Source organism: Peribacillus sp. AS_2 (assembly GCF_026891895.1).
GTDB lineage: Bacteria > Bacillota > Bacilli > Bacillales > DSM-1321 > Peribacillus > Peribacillus frigoritolerans.
The window spans coordinates 173,483-196,158 of the sequence record NZ_JAPTGA010000004.1 but is presented as its reverse complement, the minus strand read 5'-3'; the positions used below and the strand labels follow the sequence as shown (position 1 = coordinate 196,158).

Genomic DNA, 22,676 nt, shown 5'->3' with positions numbered 1-22,676 from the left:
GACAGGTGCTAAAGCCTGTCTTTTTTTCTGTTTCCTGAGTACTTGTCAGGCGGGGCTTCGACAGTAATGGTGGGCCTGCGTCTTAGTTTGAGTGCATTCGAGGGAAATGCACGTTTCTTGAATAATTTGGCTAAATAAACTTAATAAGAAAAGAAGGTAATTTTTACTTGGAAGGAGAAAGTAAAAACAAGTGGAGAAAGGTGGGGGAATGTGGTACATTGAGATTAGAATGTGGGGGTAGTGGGTATGTTCATGGGAGAGTACCATCATAACATCGATATAAAGGGCCGTTTGATAGTCCCGGTGAAATTCAGGGAAAATCTCGGGGAGCAATTTGTCCTTACCCGCGGACTCGATCAATGTTTATTTGGTTACCCTATGGAAGAGTGGAAGCTGCTAGAAGAAAAGCTGAAAGCCCTGCCTTTAACAAAAAAAGATGCCCGAGCCTTTACCCGTTTTTTCTTTTCTGCAGCTACAGAATGCGAAATTGATAAACAAGGGCGAATTAATATCCCCACGCCGCTTACTTCATATGGCCAATTGGAAAAAGAATGTGTAATTCTTGGTGTTACCAATCGTATTGAGATTTGGAGCAAATCCCTTTGGGAAAACTATTTTTCAGCTTCGGAGGATTCTTTCGCTGAGATAGCAGAAAATATGATTGGCTTTGATATTTAAGGCTGCCCTCAGAAATAGAGTCACTCAATAACCGATTGGAAGGATGTCTAACATGTTTCAACATACAACAGTGTTATTAAAAGAGACGGTTGATGGATTGAACATCAAACCTGATGGAATTTATGTGGATTGTACTTTAGGAGGAGCCGGTCACAGCGAATACTTACTTTCACAGCTCTCTGACAAAGGCAGGCTTTATGCTTTTGATCAGGACGAAACGGCGATTCGGAATGCTAAGGAAAAATTGGAAAGCTATGGCGAACGTATTGTCCTTGTTCCTAATAATTTTAAATACTTAAAAGAAGAGTTGAATGCCCGGGGAATCGAGAAAGTGGACGGGATCCTTTATGATTTAGGTGTGTCATCCCCGCAATTGGATACACCGGAGCGTGGTTTCAGCTATAACCATGATGCACCATTGGATATGAGGATGGACCAAAGTGCAGCCATTTCTGCCTATGATGTCGTGAATACTTGGTCATTCCATGATTTACTGAGAATTTTCTTCCAATATGGAGAAGAAAAGTTTTCGAAACAAATTGCCAGGAAAATTGAAGCGGCACGTGAAATAAAACCGATTGAAACGACGTTCGAACTTGTGGAATTAATTAAGGATGGGATACCGGCCCCGGCAAGACGTAAAGGCGGACACCCTGCGAAACGAGTGTTCCAAGCAATAAGGATCGCTGTGAATGACGAACTTGGTGTCTTTGAAGATTCCCTGGAGCAGGCCATTTCGCTTTTGGATAAAGAGGGAAGAATATCTGTCATTACATTCCATTCGCTCGAAGATAGAATTTGTAAAACGGTATTTAAAAAGGCCAGTAGCATGCCGGATCTTCCGCCTGGACTTCCAGTTATCCCGGATGAATTCAAGCCAACCATGAAAATAATTACGAGAAAACCGATTTTACCTTCAGAAGAAGAATTGGAAGGGAATAATCGTTCCCGGTCGGCTAAGCTAAGAATCGCCGAAAAGCAATGATTACAGAAAAAAATCAGTGAGGGGGAACATGAATGAGTTCCATAGCCAAAAAAGTACAAGAACAGCAATATGAAGACCAACAGCAGCAACAGGCACAGCAAACAGTGGTCATCCGTAAAGCGAAGATATCCATTGGTGAAGTTTTCTTACTCTGTGCCCTTGCTATCATGGTTACCTTCATGGGAGTGAAAATAGTCTCTAATCAAGCGGCCATCTATGAAACGAATAAAGAGATCCAGCTAGTGGAAACGTCGATTGAAGAACAGGGTAAAGTGAATGATGATTTGAAAGTGCAGGTTGCTGAACTTAGTACATACGAGAGAATTTGGAAAAAAGCTGCAGCGCTAGGGTTCAAGTTAAATGAGAATAATGTGAAGGGTGTGCAGTGATAATGCAGAAACAAAAAAATATGAAGCATGGGGCAGCCGGATTATTCTTCTTATTCGGCCTGCTCTTTTTTGTTTTAGTCTGCCGATTTTTGTATATTCAGGTGACTGGTACAGCTGGCGGGGAGGTACTGGCTTCGAAAATCGACAAGAAATATGAAAAAAAACAGATCATAGAAGCAAAAAGGGGAAGCATCCTCGATACAAAAGGTGAAGTCATCGCCGAAGATACTTCCTCCTATATCTTAAGGGCAGTACTTAGTGAAAAGGAGCCGGAGCATGTCAAGGATCCGGAGATGACCGCGAAAAAGCTTTCTAAATATATCGAAATGGATGAACAGGACATCTATGAAAGACTTACGAAAAAAAAGGCATACCAAGTGGAATTTGGCAGTGCCGGCAAGGATTTGACTCAGGTCGTCAAAAAGAAAATAGAAAATTTGGAACTGCCGGGAATTACATTCGGAAGGACGAATAAACGTTTTTATCCGAATGGGATTTTCGCCTCCCATCTGATTGGCTATGTAGAAAAGGATGAAAAAACGGAAGAAATGGCTGGTAAGTTCGGCATTGAAAAGTACCTCAATAAAGAATTGCAGGAAACGGATGGGAAGCTGACATATGACAGTGACTCATGGGGCTTCCTCTTACCGGATAAGAAGGAAAAGGTCGTTGCACCTGATAATGGCAATGATGTCATGCTTACGATCGACAAGAAAATACAAACATTTTTGGAAGACTCGATGAGCAAAGTGCAGGAAAAATATGATCCCGAACAAATCATAGCGATTGTCTCCAATCCCAAAACGGGGGAGATTGTGGCGATGGGGCAAAGGCCCACCTTCCATCCGACAACGAAAGTCGGGCTAACGGATACATGGCGTAACCTGGCAATTGAAGAAACCTTCGAACCGGGTTCAACCATGAAAACATTCACCCTTGCCGCGGCTGTTGAGGAAGGGGTCTTTAATCCGAATGAAAGCTTTGTTGCAGGAACCTACAAAGCCGGATCGGGTAAAATCGGAGATCATAGCGGAATCGAAAGAGGAAAGAGCATGACCTTTCTGGAAGGGGTTCAACGTTCCTCGAACGTCGCTTTTGCCACACTTGCAATGGATAAAATAGGAGCCGATACGTTCCGTGAGTATTTGACTAAGTTCGGATTTGATGAAAAAACGGGAATTGACCTGCCAAACGAGATAACCGGTAAAATTCAATACAAGTATAAGCTTGAAAAAGTGACTACCTCCTTTGGACAAGGTTCGACCGTTACACCGATTCAACAAATCCAAGCTGCATCCGCAATAGCCAATGACGGAAAAATGATGCGGCCGTACGTGATAAAAAGCATTTCCGATCAGGATACCGGAAAAATTTTGAAAACGACCAAGCCGAAAGTGACAGGGCAACCGATTTCGGCAGAAACTGCAAAACAAGTACGTGATTATTTGGAAACGGTAATTTCCGCGAAAAAAGGAACAGGGAAAAAATATGCCATTGATGGATATCAAGTAGCGGGGAAAACCGGTACTGCACAAATTGCGGGTCCGACAGGTAGATATTTAGAAGGGAAAAATAACTATGTGTTCTCCTTTTTAGGAATGGCTCCAAAAGATGATCCGCAGTTGGTCATGTATGTGGCGGTCAAGCAGCCCAAGTTAGGTGTATCTTATGTCGGGGCTGATCCATTGTCAGAGATATTTAATCCTGTCATGCAAAATAGCCTGCAATATCTAAACATAAAACCTTCTGAAGTTAAAAAACAAAAAGCAAATAAAATCAAAGACTATACGAATCAAACCGAGAGTTCAACTGTTACAGAACTGAAGGAACTTGGTTATGATGTAAGTATGATCGGAAGTGGACGTAAAGTGCTCGACCAATCCCCGAAAGCGGGGAGTGTACTCTTACAGGGTGAAAAGATAATCCTCAGGACGGAAGGCGAAATGAAAGTTCCTGACATGAAGGGCTGGTCCTTGCGCGATGTCATGAAATTGGCTAAGGTTGCAAAACTGGATCTGAAAACCGAAGGTACTGGATACGTGAGTAAACAGAGTCTTAAGGCCGGGAAAAAGGTAAATGAAGGGGAAACCTTCAATATTGAATTATCCCAGCCTGATGGGGCTGGTGAAGATATACCGACAAAAGAGAAAACAGAGTGAAGATAAAGAGGGGATCCAAATGGATTCCCTCTTTGTTTCTTTCAAAGTTTCTAGTCTAGCATCGAGTAGACAAGCATATATTGAAGCATGTATGAAATGGAGGTGCCTGTTTTTGCGTGTTTCGAATGTTACTGTCCGAAAACGGCTGGCAATCGCATTGGCGATCGGTATCGTTGTTTTTTTTATCATTGATATCCGATTGGGAATTGTACAGTTTTATCTAGGGGATAAGTTGACGGGGCTGGCTAAAGATTCCTGGAGCAGGAATATTCCTTTTGAAGCCAAACGAGGAGAAATCCTTGATCGGAATGGAGTCGAGCTGGCAACGAATATATCTGCGCCAACAGTCTATGTCATCCCTAGACAGATTGAGAATCCTGGGGAGACGGCGGAACAGCTTGCTTCAATATTGGATATGACAAAGGAAAAGGCTTATCAATGGTTAACGAAACAGGCGATGAGCGTCAGAATTCCGGAAGGCAGAAAGATATCTCACGAAAAGGCGAAGGAAATTAAAGCATTGGGGATAAAGGGCGTATACATCGCTGAAGATTCAAAGCGCCATTACCCATTTGGTGAATACCTTTCACATGTTCTTGGCTTTACAGGCTCTGACAATCAAGGGTTGATGGGTATTGAATTGTCTTATGATAAGGAACTAAGCGGGGAAAAAGGATTCGTTAAATTTTACTCCGATGCGAAAGGGAAAAGGCTTGAGAATATGGCCGATGACTATAAGCCTCCTGTTGATGGTGATAATTTGAAGCTGACCATCGATAGCAAAATCCAGACAATAGTGGAGAGGGAGCTCGATAATGCGGAGGCGACATATGATCCTGATGGTATAATTGCCATTGCAATGGACCCGAACACTGGGGAAATCTTGGCAATGTCCAGCAGGCCAACCTTCGACCCTGCCAATTTTCAAAATGTCCCCTCGGAAGTGTATAATCGTAATTTACCAGTTTGGAGTATATATGAACCAGGATCGACTTTTAAGATCATCACGCTTGCTGCGGCGCTTGAGGAAGGGAAGGTTGACTTACAAAAGGAACATTTTTATGATTCCGGACATGTGGAAGTGTCAGGGTCAACGCTGCATTGCTGGAAAAGCGGAGGGCATGGGGATCAAACTTTTCTTGAAGTGGTCGAGAACTCATGTAACCCGGGTTTTGTGGAATTAGGGAACCGGCTTGGTAAAGACAAGCTGTTTAAATATATAAATGATTTCGGTTTTGGGCAAAAGACGGGAATTGATTTAACCGGAGAAGGAAAAGGAATCATGTTCAACATGGATCGAGTGGGTCCGGTAGAGCAGGCAACTACTGCGTTTGGACAAGGTGTAGCCGTAACGCCCATTCAGCAGGTGACAGCGGTATCGGCAGCCGTGAATGGCGGGACTTTGTATACACCATATATCGCGAAGGAACTCGTGAATCCAAAAAATGGGGAAGTGCTGATGCGAAAGACCCCTCAGGCGAAGAAAAAGGTGATTTCAGAAGCAACCTCGAAGAAAGTCCGGGAAGCGCTTGAATCCGTTGTCGCCCAAGGAAGCGGTAAAGGAGCATTCGTGGAGTCGTACCGCGTCGGCGGGAAAACGGGTACAGCCCAAAAAGCTGAAAATGGCAGATACCTTGAAAATAATTATATTCTCTCATTCATTGGTGTCGCTCCAGCGGATGATCCGCAAATCGTCGTTTATATAGCTGTGGATAATCCGAAAGGAACGGTACAATTCGGCGGGGTCGTTGCCGCACCGATCGTTGGGAATATCATGGAGGATTCACTTAGGGCCATGGGCGTCAAGCCAAGGAAGAACCAGATTGAGAAGGAGACGGTCTGGACGGATCCCGTCATGGTCGAGGTACCAGACGTCGTGGGTCTCAGCAAAAAAGAGTTGCAAACCCAGCTCATCGACCTTAGGCTTGATATTGCCGGAAATGGGGATAAAGTCATAAATCAAGCCCCAGATCCAGGTGTTAAAGTAAAACAAGGCTCTACAATAAGAATTTATCTTGGCGAAAATACAGAATAAGTATAATATAATATATGAATAGTTAAAGCGGCTGAAGATTCATCAGCCGCTTTGTTTACGGAGTCGGGATAACCCCGTATAATTAAAATTGGTTTCTCGACAAGCCAAGGCTAATCACATATAATGAATCCTCAAATTAAGTTGAGAGGGATGGAAAAATGAAGCTTCACAAATTATTATCTTATTTACACTCCTTATTTACGTATGAAGGAGAAAATCCTGAAATCACCTCCATTGAAAATGATAACCGTAAAGTCATAGACGGAAGTTTATTTGTTTGTATAAAAGGTTATACAGTCGATGGTCATGATTTTGCCCAACTTGCTGTAGAGCATGGAGCTGCAGCAGTCATTGCCGAAAGGCCGCTTGACCTCGATGTTCCCGTGATCGTAGTCAGGGATTCGAGCAGGGCAATGGCGGTTCTTGCCGATGCATTTTATGGCCATCCGACTCAAAAGATGCGCTTGATCGGAATTACAGGAACGAATGGAAAGACGACGACCAGTCACTTATTGGAAAAGATTTTCGAGGATCGACATGAAAAAACAGGCTTGATTGGCACGATGTATACAAAAATCGCCGATACGGTATATGAAACCAAGAATACGACGCCAGATAGCGTTACACTGCAGAAGGCTTTTCATGAAATGGCCGAAGCATCCGTCTCCACGGCCATTATGGAGGTTTCATCGCATGCACTTGAGCTTGGGCGCGTCCATGGCTGTGATTATGATATTGCCGTCTTTACGAATCTCACACAGGATCATTTGGATTTTCATAAAACCATGGACAGATACAGGCAGGCAAAATCCTTATTTTTCTCACAGCTTGGCAATGCTTACATAGAAAATCGCCCTAAATATGCTGTGCTTAATGCTGATGATGAGGCAACTGCCGATTTCATTAAGGCGACTGCCGCTACAGTCGTTACATACGGCATAGACAATGAAGCGGATATCAGGGCCAAGGATATAAAAATTGATGCAAATGGCACATCGTTCACCTTGACAGCAGGTAAAGAAGAGCGATACATTCAGCTGAAGCTAATTGGTAAATTCAGTGTTTATAATGTACTCTCTGCCATCTCTGCTGCTTTGTGCGCCGGTAACGATCTGGATGAGACAATTAGATCCATCGAGGATATAAAAGGTGTAGCAGGCCGTTTTGAGCTCATTTCAGCGAATCAGGACTTCCCGGTCATTGTTGACTATGCCCATACTCCGGACAGTTTGGAAAATGTTCTGAAGACTGTTGGTGAGTTTGCTAGAAAGAAAATTTACGTGATAGTGGGCTGCGGCGGGGACCGAGACAAGACAAAGCGTCCAATCATGGCGCAAATTGCATGCAGCTTGGCGACTGACCCGATCTTCACTTCGGATAATCCACGCAGTGAAAATGCTGCCCAGATCCTCCGGGATATGGAAGCTGGTGTAGCAGGCAAAGAATATACGGTTATTGAAGACCGCAGGCAGGCGATAGCTTACGCAGTTTCCAAGGCGGAAGAGGGCGACGTTATATTAATTGCTGGAAAAGGTCATGAAACCTATCAATTGGTCGGTGACGAAGTGCTTCACTTCGATGACCGTGAGGAAGCGGAAAAGGCGATTCAAAGTCGTTTGGGTTCAGTTTGAACCAATGCTGAAATTGCCCTGCAACAAAATAGGAAAAGACATCAAGCAGAATTTAATATTTGAATTGTGTTAGGAATGAGGGAATAAGGAATGTTGGAACAAGTGATTTTTTATACGATTTTGGTGGCGTTTTTAGTAACCGTTCTTCTTTCGCCGATTTTCATCCCGTTTTTAAGAAGATTGAAATTCGGGCAAAGTATTAGGGAAGAAGGCCCGCAATCGCATTTGAAAAAAACGGGAACACCCACCATGGGCGGTTTGGTCATATTATTATCTGTTACCATCGCTACACTAGTCATGACTTTGAAATTTTCGGCACCTTCAACCGAAACGTATTTATTATTATTCGTTACTTTAGGTTTTGGTTTATTAGGTTTCCTTGATGATTTCATCAAAGTGGTCATGAAGCGTAACCTGGGACTGACTTCCAAGCAAAAACTGCTTGGACAAATTGTGATTTCGGTCATCTTTTACTTCGTCTTCAAGCAGACAGACCGTTTTAATCCTGAATTGACGATTCCAGGCACTGACTTTTCTTTTGATTTTGGCTGGTTTTATCTGTTCATCGTTATATTCTGGCTGGTAGGCTTTTCGAATGCCGTCAATTTGACGGATGGGCTTGATGGACTTGTCTCAGGGACATCAGCCATTGCCTTTGGTGCTTTTGCCATTTTGGCCTGGAGTCAGTCACAATATGATGTCGCCATTTTTTCGGTGGCGGTTGTCGGTGCAGTACTCGGATTTTTGGTATTCAATGCACACCCGGCAAAGGTTTTCATGGGGGATACGGGCTCCTTGGCCCTTGGGGGAGCGATCGCAACCATCGCCTTGTTAACGAAGCTTGAAATCCTCCTGGTAATCATTGGCGGAGTCTTCGTCATTGAAACGCTCTCGGTCATCCTTCAGGTAGGATCTTTTAAAACGACTGGTAAACGTATATTTAAAATGAGTCCGCTTCACCACCATTATGAGCTTTCCGGCTGGTCGGAATGGCGTGTCGTCGTCACTTTCTGGACAGTGGGGCTGCTGTGTGCGGTACTCGGAATCTATTTAGAGGTGTGGATATAAGTGAAAGAGACTGCAAAGTATTCAGAGAAAAAGATATTAGTATTGGGTTTGGCAAAAAGCGGAGTGATGGCAGCTTCGCTTCTACATAAATTAGGTGCTTTCGTGACGGTTAATGACATGAAGCCATTATCGGAAAATCCTGAGGCTCAAGGACTTCTTGAACAGGGAATCAAAGTCATCTGCGGCAGTCATCCAATCGAGCTTCTGGATGAGGGGTTCGAGCTGATCGTGAAAAATCCGGGAATCCCCTATCGGAACCCTATCGTAAAAGGGGCATTGGAAAAAGGGATCCCTGTTATCACGGAAGTTGAACTGGCCTACCAGATAAGTGAAGCACCTTTCATAGGAATCACTGGTACAAATGGGAAAACGACCACGACAACATTGATATACGAAATGTTGAAGTCCGGTGAAAAATCCCCGCTGATTGCCGGTAATATCGGGACAGTGGCTTCTGGAGTTGCTGAACATGCAAAACCAGATGACTCGATCGTCATAGAATTATCATCGTTTCAGTTAATGGGAATAGACGAATTTCGTCCTGAAATCTCAATCGTGACAAATTTGTATGATGCACATTTGGATTATCACAGTTCCAAACAGGAATATGTCGAAGCAAAAGCTGCCATCACGAAAAATCAAATAGCATCAGATTTCATGATTTATAATGCAGATCAAGATCTTGTTTTATCCATGGCGAAAGAGACCAAGGCTCAACTTGTACCTTTTTCAGCTGAAGTGAAACATGAGAATGGAGCCTATGTGGAAGATGGTGCCGCCTGTTTCCGAGGGGAAAAAATCATTGAAGTTTCAGAGATAGCCCTTCCCGGGAAGCATAATTTGGAAAATGTGCTCGCCGCCATCTCAGCGGCCAAGCTTAAGGGTGTAGCTAATGAAGCCATTCAGACTGTATTGAAAACATTTTATGGTGTGGAGCACCGTCTGCAGTTCGTGGCAACGATCGATAACCGTAAATTTTATAATGATTCGAAAGCGACGAACATTCTTGCAGCATCCAAAGCGTTAACATCCTTTACGGAACCGGTCATCTTATTGGCAGGCGGTCTGGATCGCGGAAATGAATTTGATGAGTTGAAACCGGCGATGAAAAATGTCAAAGCCGTGATAACTTTTGGCGAAACGGCGGAAAAAATTGAACGGGTAGCCAAAGAAATAGGAATAGCGAATATAAAACGTGTCGATAATGTAGAAAAGGCCGTACCGGCTGCATTTGAATTATCAAATGAAGGCGACTGTATTCTTCTCTCCCCGGCTTGTGCAAGCTGGGATCAATATAAAACTTTTGAGCAAAGAGGAGACATGTTTATGGAGGCCGTGCATAAACTTAAGTAAGAGCTTTCGCAGAGAGAAGTGAACCTGCTTCTACGTTGACACCATGAAAAAAAGCGATAATGAGCCGTTATCGCTTTTTTTTTGACATCAGTGCTGACAAGCAATCAGCACTGATGTTTATATTCGTAGGCTAAAAACTTCCTAGAGGTGGATGTCCGTGCCATTAAAAAAATCGAATCCTGATCTCATTCTCATTATCGTCACCTTAAGTCTTTTGACTGTTGGATTAATCATGGTTTACAGCGCGAGTGCCATTTGGGCAACATATAAATTTGATGATTCGTTTTATTTTGCTAAAAGGCAGTTGCTTTTTGCCTGCGTCGGTGTCATAGCCATGTTTTTCATCATGAATGTGGATTACTGGACGTGGCGGACATGGGCCAAAATCCTTATCATCATTTGTTTCATTATGTTACTGGCTGTGCTTGTACCAGGTATAGGGATGGCGAGAAATGGTTCGAGGAGCTGGATTGGTGTAGGTGCTTTTTCGGTCCAACCCTCTGAGTTCATGAAGCTGGCGATGATCGCTTTTTTAGCTAAGTTTTTATCAGAACGGCAAAAGCTGATCACCTCCTTTAAAAAAGGGATGCTTCCATCCTTGGGTTTAGTGTTTTTGGCATTTGGTTTGATCATGTTACAGCCAGACCTTGGAACGGGAACGGTAATGGTTGGAACGTGCATTGTCATGATTTTTATTTCCGGGGCAAGAATCAGTCATTTTGTCGGCTTGGGGCTAATTGGGGTAGCAGGTTTTATCGGTCTGATTTTGTCAGCGCCCTACCGGATAAAAAGGATCACGTCTTTTCTGGATCCATGGGAAGACCCTTTGGGCAGTGGATTTCAGATGATTCAATCGTTTTATGCAATCGGGCCAGGGGGGTTGTTCGGATTGGGACTCGGGCAAAGCCGCCAAAAGTTTTTCTATTTACCCGAACCGCAGACTGATTTCATTTTTGCCATACTCTCCGAGGAACTTGGCTTCATCGGGGGCTCTCTTGTCATTTTATTATTTGCGCTAATGCTTTGGCGGGGCATTCGGATCGCACTTGGTGCCCCTGATTTATACGGGAGCCTTGTAGCGGTAGGAATCATTGCAATGGTCGCCATTCAAGTGATGATCAATATAGGGGTGGTAACGGGACTTATGCCGGTTACGGGTATCACCTTGCCCCTCTTAAGTTATGGCGGTTCATCGCTGACGCTCATGTTGATGGCGATTGGGGTGCTCCTGAATATTAGCCGATATTCGAGGTTCTGAAATAAGAAAAAAATGTGGTTTGGCAAAAGGGAAGTCCTGTTGAACGCAGGGCTTCCCTTTTTTACGTTGAAAACCCTTCCAGGAAAAACGATTTTTTGGGGGGGCTTGCCGAAAATTAGAAATAAATGAAATGCCGCTTAAATATTACCATGTATGAATGTTGGGGAATCCACAATAAATATTGGCAATACGTCTTTGTTTAGACTATAGTATAAGAGGGTTAGGCCGTACTGGGGCTTGCTTCTGTTCATTTTTCTGCTAAAAAGGCGTTATTAATCTTGTAATATAAGTGACCTCATGGAAGAGGAAATGAAAATTATAACTTGGAATTTTGGAACAACAAGGAGGTTTATCATGGATAATGTGATAAAGCAATTAACTGAAATGAAAATCGGCAAAGTTCTTGAACAGGAACCGCTTGCAAATCATACAACTATGAAAATTGGGGGGCCGGCTGATTTATTCATCGTGCCGTCATCCATTGAAAATATAGAAAAAACGATGCAGGTCATCAAAGAAAATGGGATGCCGTGGAGGGTGATCGGCAGGGGCTCGAACCTGCTGGTCAGTGATGGCGGAATTGAAGGTGCCGTGCTTAAATTGGGCAGAGGACTTGATCATCTCGAGATAAATGGGACGGAGATCAAAGCAGGAGCTGGGGTATCACTTGTCAGCCTCTCCGTACAAATCAGTAAAAAAGGATATGCAGGATTGGAATTTGCCAGTGGGATTCCTGGTTCCGTCGGCGGAGCGGTCTATATGAACGCTGGTGCACATGGTTCCGATATGAGTGAAATACTCAAGCAGGCACATGTTCTTTTTGAAGATGGAACTCTAGCTTGGCTTTCGAAAGAGGAAATGGAGTTTTCTTATCGAACTTCTCTGCTTCAGAAGAAAAGACCCGGTATCGTACTGGAAGCAATTTTTCAATTGACAGAGGGGGATAAAACCGAAATCGTTGAAAGAATGCAAAATAACAAGAATTATCGTAAAGATACCCAGCCGTATAATCTTCCATGTGCCGGGAGCATATTTAGGAATCCACTTCCACACCATGCTGGTAAATTGGTCGAGAATGCAGGCCTGAAGGGACATTCTATTGGCGGAGCCCAGATTTCACCGATGCACGGGAACTTCATCGTTAACACAGGTAATGGAAGTGCAGCGGATGTTCAAGCCTTGATACAGCATGTGAAGGATACTGTATATGATAAATTTGAAGTTGAAATGGAAACAGAAGTGGAAATTATCGGAAGAAAATAACGGGATTCATTATATCCAAATATTGTGATATAATGTGTTACCTTTAAAGTTTGTTAAGAACATAATATTGAGTTTGTCTTGATTTCGCACTGTCAAGAACCATCCATTTTTTCAGGAAGAGGTGAAGGGGATGGAAAAGGGAAAAATCGTTTCCATTGAGGACCGCATCCCGAAATTAAAACAATTAAGAAAAAGCAAAGCAAACAGGCGACTTGTTCTTTTGCTGTCCCTTTTCTTCATTCTTGTTGCTTGTGTGCTATATTTCCTATCCCCGTTGAGCTATGTGAAATCCGTGCAGGTAGAGGGGAATCGTTATATTACTTCCAAACAGATCATTAAATTGAGTAAGGTGAAGAAGGATCGAAGCATCTGGAAGGTTGATACAGGGACAGCGGCAGCCAATATCAAAAAAAATCAAGAAATAAAAAGCGTTAAGGTGACACCGGTATTTCCTAATTCCATTAAAATTACGGTTTCGGAACATAACAGGATGGCATATCTGTCCAATAATGGAAAGTTTGCACCCATTTTGGAAAACGGGTCCGTTTTAGAGGAGTTAGCAACAGGAGAAATTCCAGTATTTGCCCCTGTTTTAATTGGTTTCAAAGAGGGTAAAGCATTAAAGTTGCTTTTAGAAGAGCTGGACAAGCTTCCTGACGAGATTCAGAATGCCATTTCGGAAATTCATTACGCTCCTACAAAAACCGATGGATACCATATCGTCATGTTCATGAACGATGGGTTTGAAGTAAGTGCGACAAGCCGGACTTTATACGAGAAAATGATTCACTATCCATCGATAGTCAGCCAGCTGGATCCAAATGTAAAGGGAGTCATCGATCTGGAAGTGGGTTCTTATTTTAAAGCATATGAAGACGCTGAACAAAAGGAAGACACCAATGAGGAAAATTAATGGCAACCGGGTGGTTTTACCCCTGGTTTGCGTGGTTCTCGGATTCATGATTGCCTTCTCTTACAATCTGACCAAAGAAGGTGAAGGTGCAGGGAAGGACAAAGCCTGGGACCAGGAATATGAGCTCAGGCAGCAGCTGATCGAACAAGAGAAGCAGAACCGGGAACTTCAGAAGGAACTCCTCCAGAAGCAAGAAAATGTATCCCAAATAGAAAAAGACCTAGCTCAGGAAAAGCAGCTTTTTTTCAATTTGGCAAAGGAAACGGAAAAATACCGAATGTTTCTCGGAAAAGTGAAAGTGAAAGGCTCAGGCCTTCAGGTGACGCTTGAAGATGGTACAGATATGGAATCAGAAGCCAATGTTAATAATTACCTCGTCCATGAACAGCATGTCTTCAAGGTCGTCAATGAATTATACATATCAGGTGCAGAGGCTGTTGCGATTAACGGCCAAAGGTTAAATCATGATTCATACATAATCTGTAATGGGCCTGTGATAACAATCGATGGCCATCAGCATCCTGCTCCCTTCATCATATCTGCGATAGGGGACCCGGAAGTCCTGGGTGCTTCACTGGATTTACCGGGTGGCATCAAGGAACAGCTGGTTAATGAGAATATTATCTTTACAGTGGAAAAGCAAAAGAATATCATTTTTGATCCAATTATTGGAGGGTGATCGTGACCGCCGGATTCGATGAAAGATTGGTGAGAAACTGGAAATGAAAAAAAAGCTTTCTTTTAGTTTGGTTACGTTGATTGCTGGCTTCATGCTCGCTATTCAATTCAATTTGGTGAATCAGCCTGTCGTATCCGATACAAGGGATATGTGGGAACTGAAAAATGATTTATTGAAAGAACAGCAGACCCAGGCGGAATTAATAGAGGGTATCAGTAAGCTTGAGGGAAAAATAGCATCTTATGAAACAAAGAAAAATGAGAGTAAAGAAGAAGTCTTGCGTGACACCCTGACCGAATTGAAGACTGACGCAGGTTTGACCGAAATAAAAGGTAATGGGGTAATCGTATCAATACAGCCTATCAAAGCCGATATCCTTCTTGGTGAGAAGGTCGAGTATATTTCACCAGTATTGATCATTCGGCTCATTAATGAAATGTATAGATATGGCGCTGACGAAATTTCCATTTCAGGACAAAGGTATATATCAACATCGGTTATTCGTGATATTAATGGGCAGCCGAAAATGGACGGATATCCTCTGGTTCATTACCCGGTCGAAATGCAGGCAATAACCGTTAATCCAAAGAAACTGAAGCAGCGCATTGAAGGTTCCGAACTTATGGATGATTTCTTTATAGACAATTTTGAAGTGCAGATTAAGGTGCCTTCCGGCAAGTTGACATTGCCGGCTTACCAAAATGCTATTAACGTGGAACATATGGAGCCCATTATGGATGGGGGGGAATCGTGATGTGGCTTTCAGTTTTTGGTCTGTTGATTGGAATCACCCTTGGTTTTTTGGTGGATTTTGATATTCCCCATGAATATTCAAATTATCTCTCCATAGCCGTGCTTGCTGCTTTTGATACATTATTTGGGGGGATACGGGCCCATTTGCAAAATCTTTATGATGAAGTTGTATTTGTAACAGGATTCTTCTTTAATATTATTTTAGCCGCAGGTTTGGCTTTTCTAGGTGTACATCTTGGTGTAGACTTATATTTAGCCGCAATCTTTGTATTCGGTGTCAGGCTCTTTCAAAATATTGCCCTGATCAGAAGGATCCTGATTGAAAAATGGTCCATTTCCCGGAAAAAGCAGAAAAAAAATCTATAATTTTAAAGGGAATTAAGTTATAAATGACGAATAGTTTATGGCAGTATCTAGTTTTTTTAGTAAATCAGTCACGTAGAGAAGCGAACAATATGCACCATAAAGTACGAGTTTTGTTCGGGAAATACAAAATGAAACGCTTATCTATGTAATTCGTCAGTTGTTGTAAACAGTTCTGTTATTCTATAATGTATAAGTCTTCGATATAAAAATGTTATTCTACTAATACATGTATAAACTGAAGGAGGTGCCATGGAATGAACAGCAACGAAATATACGTAAGTCTTGACATCGGTACATCCAGTGTAAAAGTTATCATTGGGGAAATGGTCAATGACACATTAAATATAATCGGTGTAGGAAATGTTAAATCAGAAGGGCTCAAAAAGGGTTCGATCGTCGGTATAGATGAAACCGTCCAATCCATTCAAAAGGCTATAGAGCAAGCAGAACGGATGATAGGGATGGAGATAACAAAGGTAATCGTCGGCATAAGTGGAAATCATGTGACGCTTCAGCCGTGTCATGGGGTAGTAGCGGTATCCAGTGACAATAAAGAGATTACCGAGCATGACGTTTTCCGTGTCAGGGAAGCAGCTGAGTTAATAACGATACCATCCGACAGGGAAATCATCGACGTGGTGCCGATTCACTACAAAGTTGATGAACTTGATGAAATCAGTGATCCACGGGGCATGATAGGTGTCCGGTTGGAAATGAGAGGGATTTTAATCACAGGTCTTCGGACAATTTTACATAATACGCTGCGCTGCGTGGAAAGGGCAGGATTGGAAATAACCGATATCGCCCTTCAGCCTTTAGCCGCAGGTTCCCTTGTTTTATCCAAGGATGAAAAAGAACTTGGTGTGGCACTTGTCGATATTGGCGGAGGTTCCACGACCCTGGCAATTTTCGAACAAGGCTATTTACAATATACGTCTGTGATACCTATAGGCGGGGAAACACTTACGAAGGACCTTTCCATCGTTCTAAGGACGACTATGGAAGAAGCTGAGAAAATAAAAGTAAAGCATGGACATGCCTATTATGATGACGCGTCTGAAGATGAAGTATTCCAAATACCGATCATCGGCAGCGATCAGCAACAGACCTGCAACCAGTTAATGCTTTCGGATATCATTGAAGCGCGGGTGACCGAAATATTCGAGTTGATTCAAGATGATTTGAAGAGACTTGGCTTCCAGGATATACCGGGTGGTTTCGTGTTGACCGGGGGCGTCGTCAAGATGCCGGGTGTCCTGGAGCTAGCTCAATATGTGTTCCAAAACCGAGTAAGGACAGCTGAACCCAATTACATCGGTGTTAGGGAACCCCAATACACCACGGCTGTTGGTTTGATTAAACACGCATGCAAGAAAGAGAGAATGCAAAAAAACACCGCTAATAAAACTCCTGTAGCAGCTGGACAAGCTCAAGAAGATAACGACCAGCGCAGCCAGAAGGTTTCTCAGAAAAATAAAGAGAACACGGCTAAAAAACAAGGTGAAAAAGGTGAATCTAAATTCAAAAAAATCCTGGGTTACTTTTTTGAATAACAATCATTAAGAATCGGGAATTTCGTCAAAATAGGAGGATTGTCATGTTGGAGTTTGATTCTAATCTAGAACAATTAGCAACGATAAAAGTAATAGGTGTTGGCGGCGGCGGAAACAATGCGGTAAACAGAATGATCGAGCATGGTGTACAGGGCGTTGAGTTTATTTCTGTCAATACTGACGCACAGGCTCTTAATCTATCAAAAGCAGAAATCAAAATGCAAATCGGTGGGAAGCTTACACGCGGTTTGGGTGCAGGTGCCAATCCAGAGGTAGGAAAAAAAGCTGCTGAAGAAAGCAAAGAGCAGATTGAAGAAGCGCTTAAAGGTGCCGATATGGTATTCGTAACGGCTGGGATGGGCGGCGGTACGGGAACGGGGGCAGCTCCTGTCATAGCGGGCATTGCTAAAGATCTAGGGGCCCTTACAGTGGGTGTAGTTACCCGTCCATTTACTTTCGAAGGCCGAAAACGTGCAACACAGGCACAAGGCGGCATTTCATCGATGAAGGAATCGGTTGACACACTCATCGTCATTCCGAACGATCGCCTCCTTGAAATCGTCGATAAAAGCACGCCAATGCTTGAAGCATTCCGTGAAGCGGATAATGTACTTCGCCAGGGTGTACAAGGGATTTCAGATTTAATTGCTGTTCCAGGTCTTATTAACTTGGACTTTGCCGATGTGAAGACGATCATGTCCAACAAAGGTTCCGCTCTTATGGGAATCGGGATTTCCTCCGGGGAAAACCGTGCAGCGGAAGCGGCGAAAAAAGCCATTTCCAGTCCGTTGCTTGAAACATCGATTGATGGCGCCCAAGGTGTACTGATGAATATTACCGGTGGTACGAACCTAAGTCTTTTTGAAGTCCAGGAAGCGGCCGATATCGTGGCTACAGCATCCGATCAAGACGTCAACATGATTTTTGGTTCTGTTATCAATGAAAACCTTAAAGATGAAATCGTCGTTACGGTAATTGCTACAGGCTTTAACGAGGTTGAAGCTTCAATTCGGCCTACTGGACGTCCAACACTCGGACAGCAGCAGCAATCAAGACCTCAGACACAACAAACGCCGCAGTCTAACGTGAAGCGTGAAGTGAAGAGGGAAGAAGTCAATGAACAGCCTGCACGTAATGCCAATCAAGGCGATGAGGCTTTGGATATTCCAACCTTCCTCCGTAACCGTAATAGACGCCGTTAATAACGACGTCATATGCCGTTCCCATTTTGGGGACGGTTTTTTGTCGTTAATAAAATGCATACCTAGACGGGATTGTGCTGGATGTTGCCTGGCAGAAGGGAGCTTCCATCTTTTGCTCACTTCCATTCATTAATGTAAAAAGATGAGAGAGAAATTATTAAACGTTTATAACATAAATCGACAGCAGTAAAAGGGAGCAGGATAGTCTCTAAGACAGTATTGAAAATATCAATAGCTGATTTTCTACAAAAAGGGTAAAAATGACTGAAAAACTCTTAAGTTTTCAGTACAAAAAGTGACACACTTTCTTAGTGCAGGTACGCTATACTTTTTGCTAGTGGAAGGTTAGTTCATATAAGGAGGGGAGGGTGTTTGACTTTATATTTAGATGTGATCTGGTTATTGAATTGGTTATTTGACTGCCTCCTTTTATATTGGACCGCAATCATTCTCAAACGAAGGGTAGCTCTTTGGCGGGTGTGCATCGGCGGACTGATTGGTTCCTTCATTATCGTATTGGCATTCACTCCTTTTTATGCAATTGCCGACCGGGTATACATGAAGATTTTAGTATCCATGGTCATGGTGCTGGCAACCTTTGGGTTTAATAGGCTAAAACTTTTCGTGAAATCGGTGGCCACTTTATATTTTGTGACATTTTTATCGGGAGGAATCCTTCTGGGACTTCACTACCTATTTGAATTCCAAATCGTGTCCAAGGACCCTGGTCAATATGCCGGAATCAATCGTTTTGGCGACCCTGTCAGCTGGATATTCGTCATGATCGGGTTCCCGCTCGCATGGCAATTTTCCAAGCGAACATTAGAAGGGATGGAAATGACCAAGCTTACACATGAACAAATGGTTTCGGTCTCGGTTAAAATTTCTGACTTTGAAGGAACGTTTCATGGATTGGTGGATAGCGGCAATCAACTATATGATCCGATTACACGTTCCCCAGTAATGATCATTTCTCTTTCAGGCGCGGAAACGGGAATTCCGAATGATATGCTAGAGCTCTTTAAAAACCCCGATACCCTGATTAGTCAGGAAGTGCAGCCCGAATATTCATGGACAGGAAGAATGCGTGTCATCCCTTATAAAGTCGTAGGTCATGAACATCAGCTGTTAACCGCAATCAAACCGGATTATATTAAAATCGTTCAAGGAGAAAAAGAATTTCATGTCAAGCAGGGTCTCATTTCGTTTACCTTTCAACAACTCTCTCCCGACAATAGCTATCAATCTATCGTTCACCCGAAGATGTTAACCGGCATACCGGTGCAAACTGCCTCCTGAACCATCGATTCACTCTTGAATTTGACCCATAATCCGTTTATTAAGAAGGGAGAATTATTTTGAAGAAATTCATTCTTCGGCTTACTTACTTTTGGTACAAACTATTGTTCAAGCTCGGATTGAAAACGGACGAAATATTTTATATAGGAGGGAGTGAGGCACTGCCGCCGCCCCTTTCAAAGGAAGAAGAGGCAATACTGATCAATAAATTACCAAATGGCGATGAAGCTGCACGCTCGATCTTGATTGAACGTAATTTAAGGCTGGTTGTTTATATTGCCAGGAAATTCGAAAATACAGGCATCAACATTGAAGATTTAATCAGCATAGGTACCATAGGTTTGATCAAGGCTGTGAATACATTCAATCCAGAGAAGAAAATAAAACTGGCTACATATGCATCGAGATGCATCGAGAATGAAATATTGATGTATTTACGCAGAAATAACAAAATCCGCTCTGAAGTTTCTTTTGATGAACCCCTGAATATTGATTGGGATGGAAATGAACTACTGTTATCCGATGTACTTGGAACGGATGATGACATTATCACGAAAGACCTTGAGGCAAACGTTGACCGTAAGTTGCTGACAAAAGCACTTACACAGTTATCGGAACGTGAAAAACAGATAATGGAACTCCGTTTTGGACTTGCAGGAGGAGAAGAAAAAACCCAAAAGGACGTTGCCGACATGCTGGGGATTTCCCAATCTTACATTTCGCGTTTGGAAAAACGGATTATTAAGAGGCTTCGTAAAGAATTTAATAAAATGGTGTAAAAAAATAAAGTGCTTAAATGTCAATCAAATCAATACTTCGGTAGTAATATTGAAAAATAATCGGGATTTTCTGTTCTAGCCATGTGCATATTTTTTCCTCCCGCGGAAATACTGTTTTTTGTACAGCGCTCCTGTGAGGAGGGAATAATTTTGTCTCGTAATAAGGTTGAAATCTGCGGTGTGGATACATCAAAATTACCGGTTTTAAAGAATGAAGAAATGAGAAAACTCTTTAAAGAACTGCAAGATGGCGATATTTCAGCAAGAGAGAAACTGGTAAACGGGAATCTTCGACTCGTTCTAAGCGTCATTCAACGCTTCAACAATCGGGGAGAGTATGTAGATGATCTATTTCAGGTAGGCTGTATAGGGTTGATGAAGTCGATAGATAACTTTGACCTAGGTCAAAATGTTAAGTTTTCAACGTATGCTGTACCGATGATTATTGGAGAAATCAGAAGATATCTTCGTGACAATAATCCGATTCGGGTATCCCGTTCTTTAAGAGACATCGCTTACAAAGCTTTGCAGGTAAAAGAAAAGCTCATAAGCCAGACCCTTCGTGAGCCGACAGCTGAAGAAATCGCCAAGGTGTTGGAAGTACCTCATGAAGAAATTGTTTTTGCACTAGATGCTATACAAGATCCAGTTTCACTTTTTGAACCGATTTATAATGATGGCGGGGATCCGATTTATGTACTCGACCAACTGAGTGATGAAAAAAATAAAGATAGTACCTGGATTGATGAAATAGCTATAAATGAAGGCATGAGACGGTTGAATGACCGGGAAAAAATGATCCTTCGCAAACGGTTTTTCCAAGGGAAGACGCAAATGGAGGTAGCCGAGGAAATCGGCATTTCACAAGCACAGGTCTCCCGCTTGGAAAAAGCGGCAATCAAGCAAATGAATAAAAATATCCAACAGTAGAAGCTGAGCATGAGAAAAAGTTAGCTGAAGCGGGCAGGGCAAAAATGTCGATACCCGCTTCATAGCTACTTATCCATTGCGGCTTTTTTATTTTGTTGAAAATCCCTTCCGGAAGGGATCGTGGATCGGGGACGTTTATTTATCGTAATCTTCATCCTTGAGCGCATCTTGTCATATACATAGGAATAGGACCTTCATCTATGATGAATTTTTGAGGAGCTGAGTGATGTGACCAGGATTTCAGAATTTCAAATAAAGGATATCGTCAATATAGCGGATGGGAAGAAGTTGGGTAATATGTCAGACCTTGAAATAAATACGGCCACGGGGAAAATTGAGGCCATCGTCGTTTCAAATGGCACCCGATTAATGGGTTTTTTTGGAAGAGAACAAGACATTGTGATTCCATGGCGCAAAATAAAAAAGATCGGTGCGGATGTCATACTTGTTGAACATCAGACGGTATTTCAAGGAGAACTGAAAGATGAACGTTTTTAAAGGTGCATGGCGCAAATATATGATACACTAGACTAAAAATAAAGAGGTTTATAGCATGAAAGAGCCATTTGTTTTAATAAAAGACCAATATATGCTCATTGACAGCTGGAGACAAAAAAATCTCCAGCTCGTAGCGGGCTTCACCACAAAAAATGGTGGAGTCAGTACAGGTGATTTTCAAACATTGAATACCGGTTTTCATGTCGGGGATAAACTTGGTGATGTCCAGGGAAACCGCAGGATTATAGCCGATAAGCTGATGTTTCCGCTTAATGAATGGATAGGGGCCGAGCAGACACATGAAACGAATATCCATCAGGTTACCAGCCGCGATTGCGGGAGAGGTGCTGCGGATTATGATTCAGCCTTTAAAGCGACTGATGGATTCTATACGAAGGACCCAAACGTTCTATTGACCCTTTGCTATGCAGACTGCGTGCCCTTATACTTTCTTGCTCCGGCACATGGTATGATTGGGGTGGCACATGCTGGCTGGAAGGGCACGGTTAATGGGATTGCACGAAAGATGGTTGAGGCATGGCTGAATGAGGGTATAAAAGCAAGTGAGATATTTGCTGTTATTGGACCTTCGATTTGTTCAAAATGCTATGTAGTTGATGATTATGTCATGGATTTAGTGCAGAATTTGCTGGTAGATATTGACGAAAAGCCCTATAATTTAATCAGTGAAGGACAATATCAGTTAGATCTTAAGCAACTTAATGCATTGATTCTTCAAAAATCAGGAATTCCAAATAGTCAGATCGACGTTACATCATACTGTACAAGCTGTGATCATGAATTGTTTTTTTCACATCGCCGTGATAACGGGAAGACAGGCAGATTGATGAGTTTTATCGGTTGGAAGGAGGATTTAGAGTAACA

21 protein-coding genes are annotated in these 22,676 nt (G+C 42.7%); all 21 read left to right on the top strand.

Features of this window, described 5'->3' with window-relative positions; translation table 11 throughout:
• Positions 1-246: 246 nt before the first annotated feature.
• The 21 genes from mraZ to pgeF all read left to right on the top strand — a co-directional run bounded on the left by mraZ (position 247) and on the right by pgeF (position 22,674).
• Complete coding sequence (gene mraZ, locus OTG27_RS08810; RefSeq protein WP_034313914.1) at positions 247-678, top strand: division/cell wall cluster transcriptional repressor MraZ; 432 nt, start codon at positions 247-249, stop codon at positions 676-678.
• A gap of 52 nt (positions 679-730) precedes the next feature.
• Positions 731-1,663, top strand: coding sequence for a 16S rRNA (cytosine(1402)-N(4))-methyltransferase RsmH (gene rsmH, locus OTG27_RS08805; protein WP_034313911.1), 933 nt, complete (start codon positions 731-733; stop codon positions 1,661-1,663).
• Between the two features lie 32 nt (positions 1,664-1,695).
• Positions 1,696-2,052: a cell division protein FtsL gene (ftsL, locus tag OTG27_RS08800; RefSeq protein ID WP_063576915.1), complete on the top strand. Its 357-nt coding sequence runs from the start codon at positions 1,696-1,698 to the stop codon at positions 2,050-2,052.
• A gap of 2 nt (positions 2,053-2,054) precedes the next feature.
• Positions 2,055-4,211: a penicillin-binding protein gene (locus tag OTG27_RS08795; RefSeq protein WP_268936722.1), complete on the top strand. Its 2,157-nt coding sequence runs from the start codon at positions 2,055-2,057 to the stop codon at positions 4,209-4,211.
• A gap of 112 nt (positions 4,212-4,323) precedes the next feature.
• Positions 4,324-6,246, top strand: a complete 1,923-nt coding sequence (locus OTG27_RS08790; protein WP_098184674.1) for a stage V sporulation protein D — start codon at positions 4,324-4,326, stop codon at positions 6,244-6,246.
• A 158-nt stretch (positions 6,247-6,404) separates the two neighbouring features.
• Entirely contained in the window at positions 6,405-7,877 is a 1,473-nt protein-coding gene (locus OTG27_RS08785) for a UDP-N-acetylmuramoyl-L-alanyl-D-glutamate--2,6-diaminopimelate ligase (RefSeq protein WP_057278447.1), read from the top strand.
• A gap of 90 nt (positions 7,878-7,967) precedes the next feature.
• Complete coding sequence (mraY, locus tag OTG27_RS08780) at positions 7,968-8,945, top strand: phospho-N-acetylmuramoyl-pentapeptide-transferase (protein WP_057278446.1); 978 nt, start codon at positions 7,968-7,970, stop codon at positions 8,943-8,945.
• Positions 8,946-10,298, top strand: a complete 1,353-nt coding sequence (gene murD / locus OTG27_RS08775) for a UDP-N-acetylmuramoyl-L-alanine--D-glutamate ligase (protein WP_063576913.1) — start codon at positions 8,946-8,948, stop codon at positions 10,296-10,298. It begins immediately after the preceding gene.
• A 157-nt stretch (positions 10,299-10,455) separates the two neighbouring features.
• The gene (gene spoVE, locus OTG27_RS08770; RefSeq protein ID WP_095389937.1) at positions 10,456-11,556 is read left to right on the top strand and encodes a stage V sporulation protein E; all 1,101 of its coding nucleotides are present in this window, start codon (positions 10,456-10,458) and stop codon (positions 11,554-11,556) included.
• Positions 11,557-11,910: 354 nt separating this feature from the next.
• Positions 11,911-12,819, top strand: coding sequence for a UDP-N-acetylmuramate dehydrogenase (murB, locus tag OTG27_RS08765; RefSeq protein ID WP_063576912.1), 909 nt, complete (start codon positions 11,911-11,913; stop codon positions 12,817-12,819).
• A 130-nt stretch (positions 12,820-12,949) separates the two neighbouring features.
• Positions 12,950-13,732 (top strand): cell division protein FtsQ/DivIB, encoded by a 783-nt coding sequence (locus OTG27_RS08760; protein ID WP_268936721.1) that lies wholly within the window; start codon positions 12,950-12,952, stop codon positions 13,730-13,732.
• Positions 13,719-14,411: a DUF881 domain-containing protein gene (locus OTG27_RS08755; protein ID WP_057278443.1), complete on the top strand. Its 693-nt coding sequence runs from the start codon at positions 13,719-13,721 to the stop codon at positions 14,409-14,411. Before OTG27_RS08760 ends, OTG27_RS08755 begins: the two co-directional genes overlap by 14 nt.
• A gap of 43 nt (positions 14,412-14,454) precedes the next feature.
• Positions 14,455-15,165 carry a DUF881 domain-containing protein gene (locus OTG27_RS08750; protein ID WP_268563903.1) on the top strand — a complete coding sequence of 237 codons (711 nt, stop codon included), beginning with the start codon at positions 14,455-14,457 and terminating at the stop codon, positions 15,163-15,165.
• On the top strand, positions 15,165-15,530 hold the full coding sequence (locus OTG27_RS08745; RefSeq protein ID WP_034313884.1) for a small basic family protein: 366 nt from the start codon (positions 15,165-15,167) through the stop codon (positions 15,528-15,530). The genes OTG27_RS08750 and OTG27_RS08745 overlap by 1 nt, the downstream gene beginning before the upstream one ends.
• A gap of 254 nt (positions 15,531-15,784) precedes the next feature.
• Positions 15,785-17,083, top strand: coding sequence for a cell division protein FtsA (ftsA, locus tag OTG27_RS08740; RefSeq protein WP_057278442.1), 1,299 nt, complete (start codon positions 15,785-15,787; stop codon positions 17,081-17,083).
• Between the two features lie 44 nt (positions 17,084-17,127).
• Positions 17,128-18,285, top strand: coding sequence for a cell division protein FtsZ (gene ftsZ, locus OTG27_RS08735; protein WP_034313879.1), 1,158 nt, complete (start codon positions 17,128-17,130; stop codon positions 18,283-18,285).
• A 372-nt stretch (positions 18,286-18,657) separates the two neighbouring features.
• A complete protein-coding gene (gene spoIIGA / locus OTG27_RS08730; protein WP_034313877.1) occupies positions 18,658-19,584 on the top strand; it encodes a sigma-E processing peptidase SpoIIGA in 927 nt (308 codons plus the stop codon).
• Positions 19,585-19,643: 59 nt separating this feature from the next.
• On the top strand, positions 19,644-20,363 hold the full coding sequence (gene sigE, locus OTG27_RS08725; protein ID WP_034313874.1) for an RNA polymerase sporulation sigma factor SigE: 720 nt from the start codon (positions 19,644-19,646) through the stop codon (positions 20,361-20,363).
• A 150-nt stretch (positions 20,364-20,513) separates the two neighbouring features.
• The gene (gene sigG / locus OTG27_RS08720; RefSeq protein ID WP_034313871.1) at positions 20,514-21,293 is read left to right on the top strand and encodes an RNA polymerase sporulation sigma factor SigG; all 780 of its coding nucleotides are present in this window, start codon (positions 20,514-20,516) and stop codon (positions 21,291-21,293) included.
• A gap of 228 nt (positions 21,294-21,521) precedes the next feature.
• Positions 21,522-21,791, top strand: coding sequence for a YlmC/YmxH family sporulation protein (locus tag OTG27_RS08715; protein ID WP_034313870.1), 270 nt, complete (start codon positions 21,522-21,524; stop codon positions 21,789-21,791).
• A gap of 55 nt (positions 21,792-21,846) precedes the next feature.
• Positions 21,847-22,674 carry a peptidoglycan editing factor PgeF gene (gene pgeF, locus OTG27_RS08710; RefSeq protein WP_057278440.1) on the top strand — a complete coding sequence of 276 codons (828 nt, stop codon included), beginning with the start codon at positions 21,847-21,849 and terminating at the stop codon, positions 22,672-22,674.
• Positions 22,675-22,676: the final 2 nt, after the last annotated feature.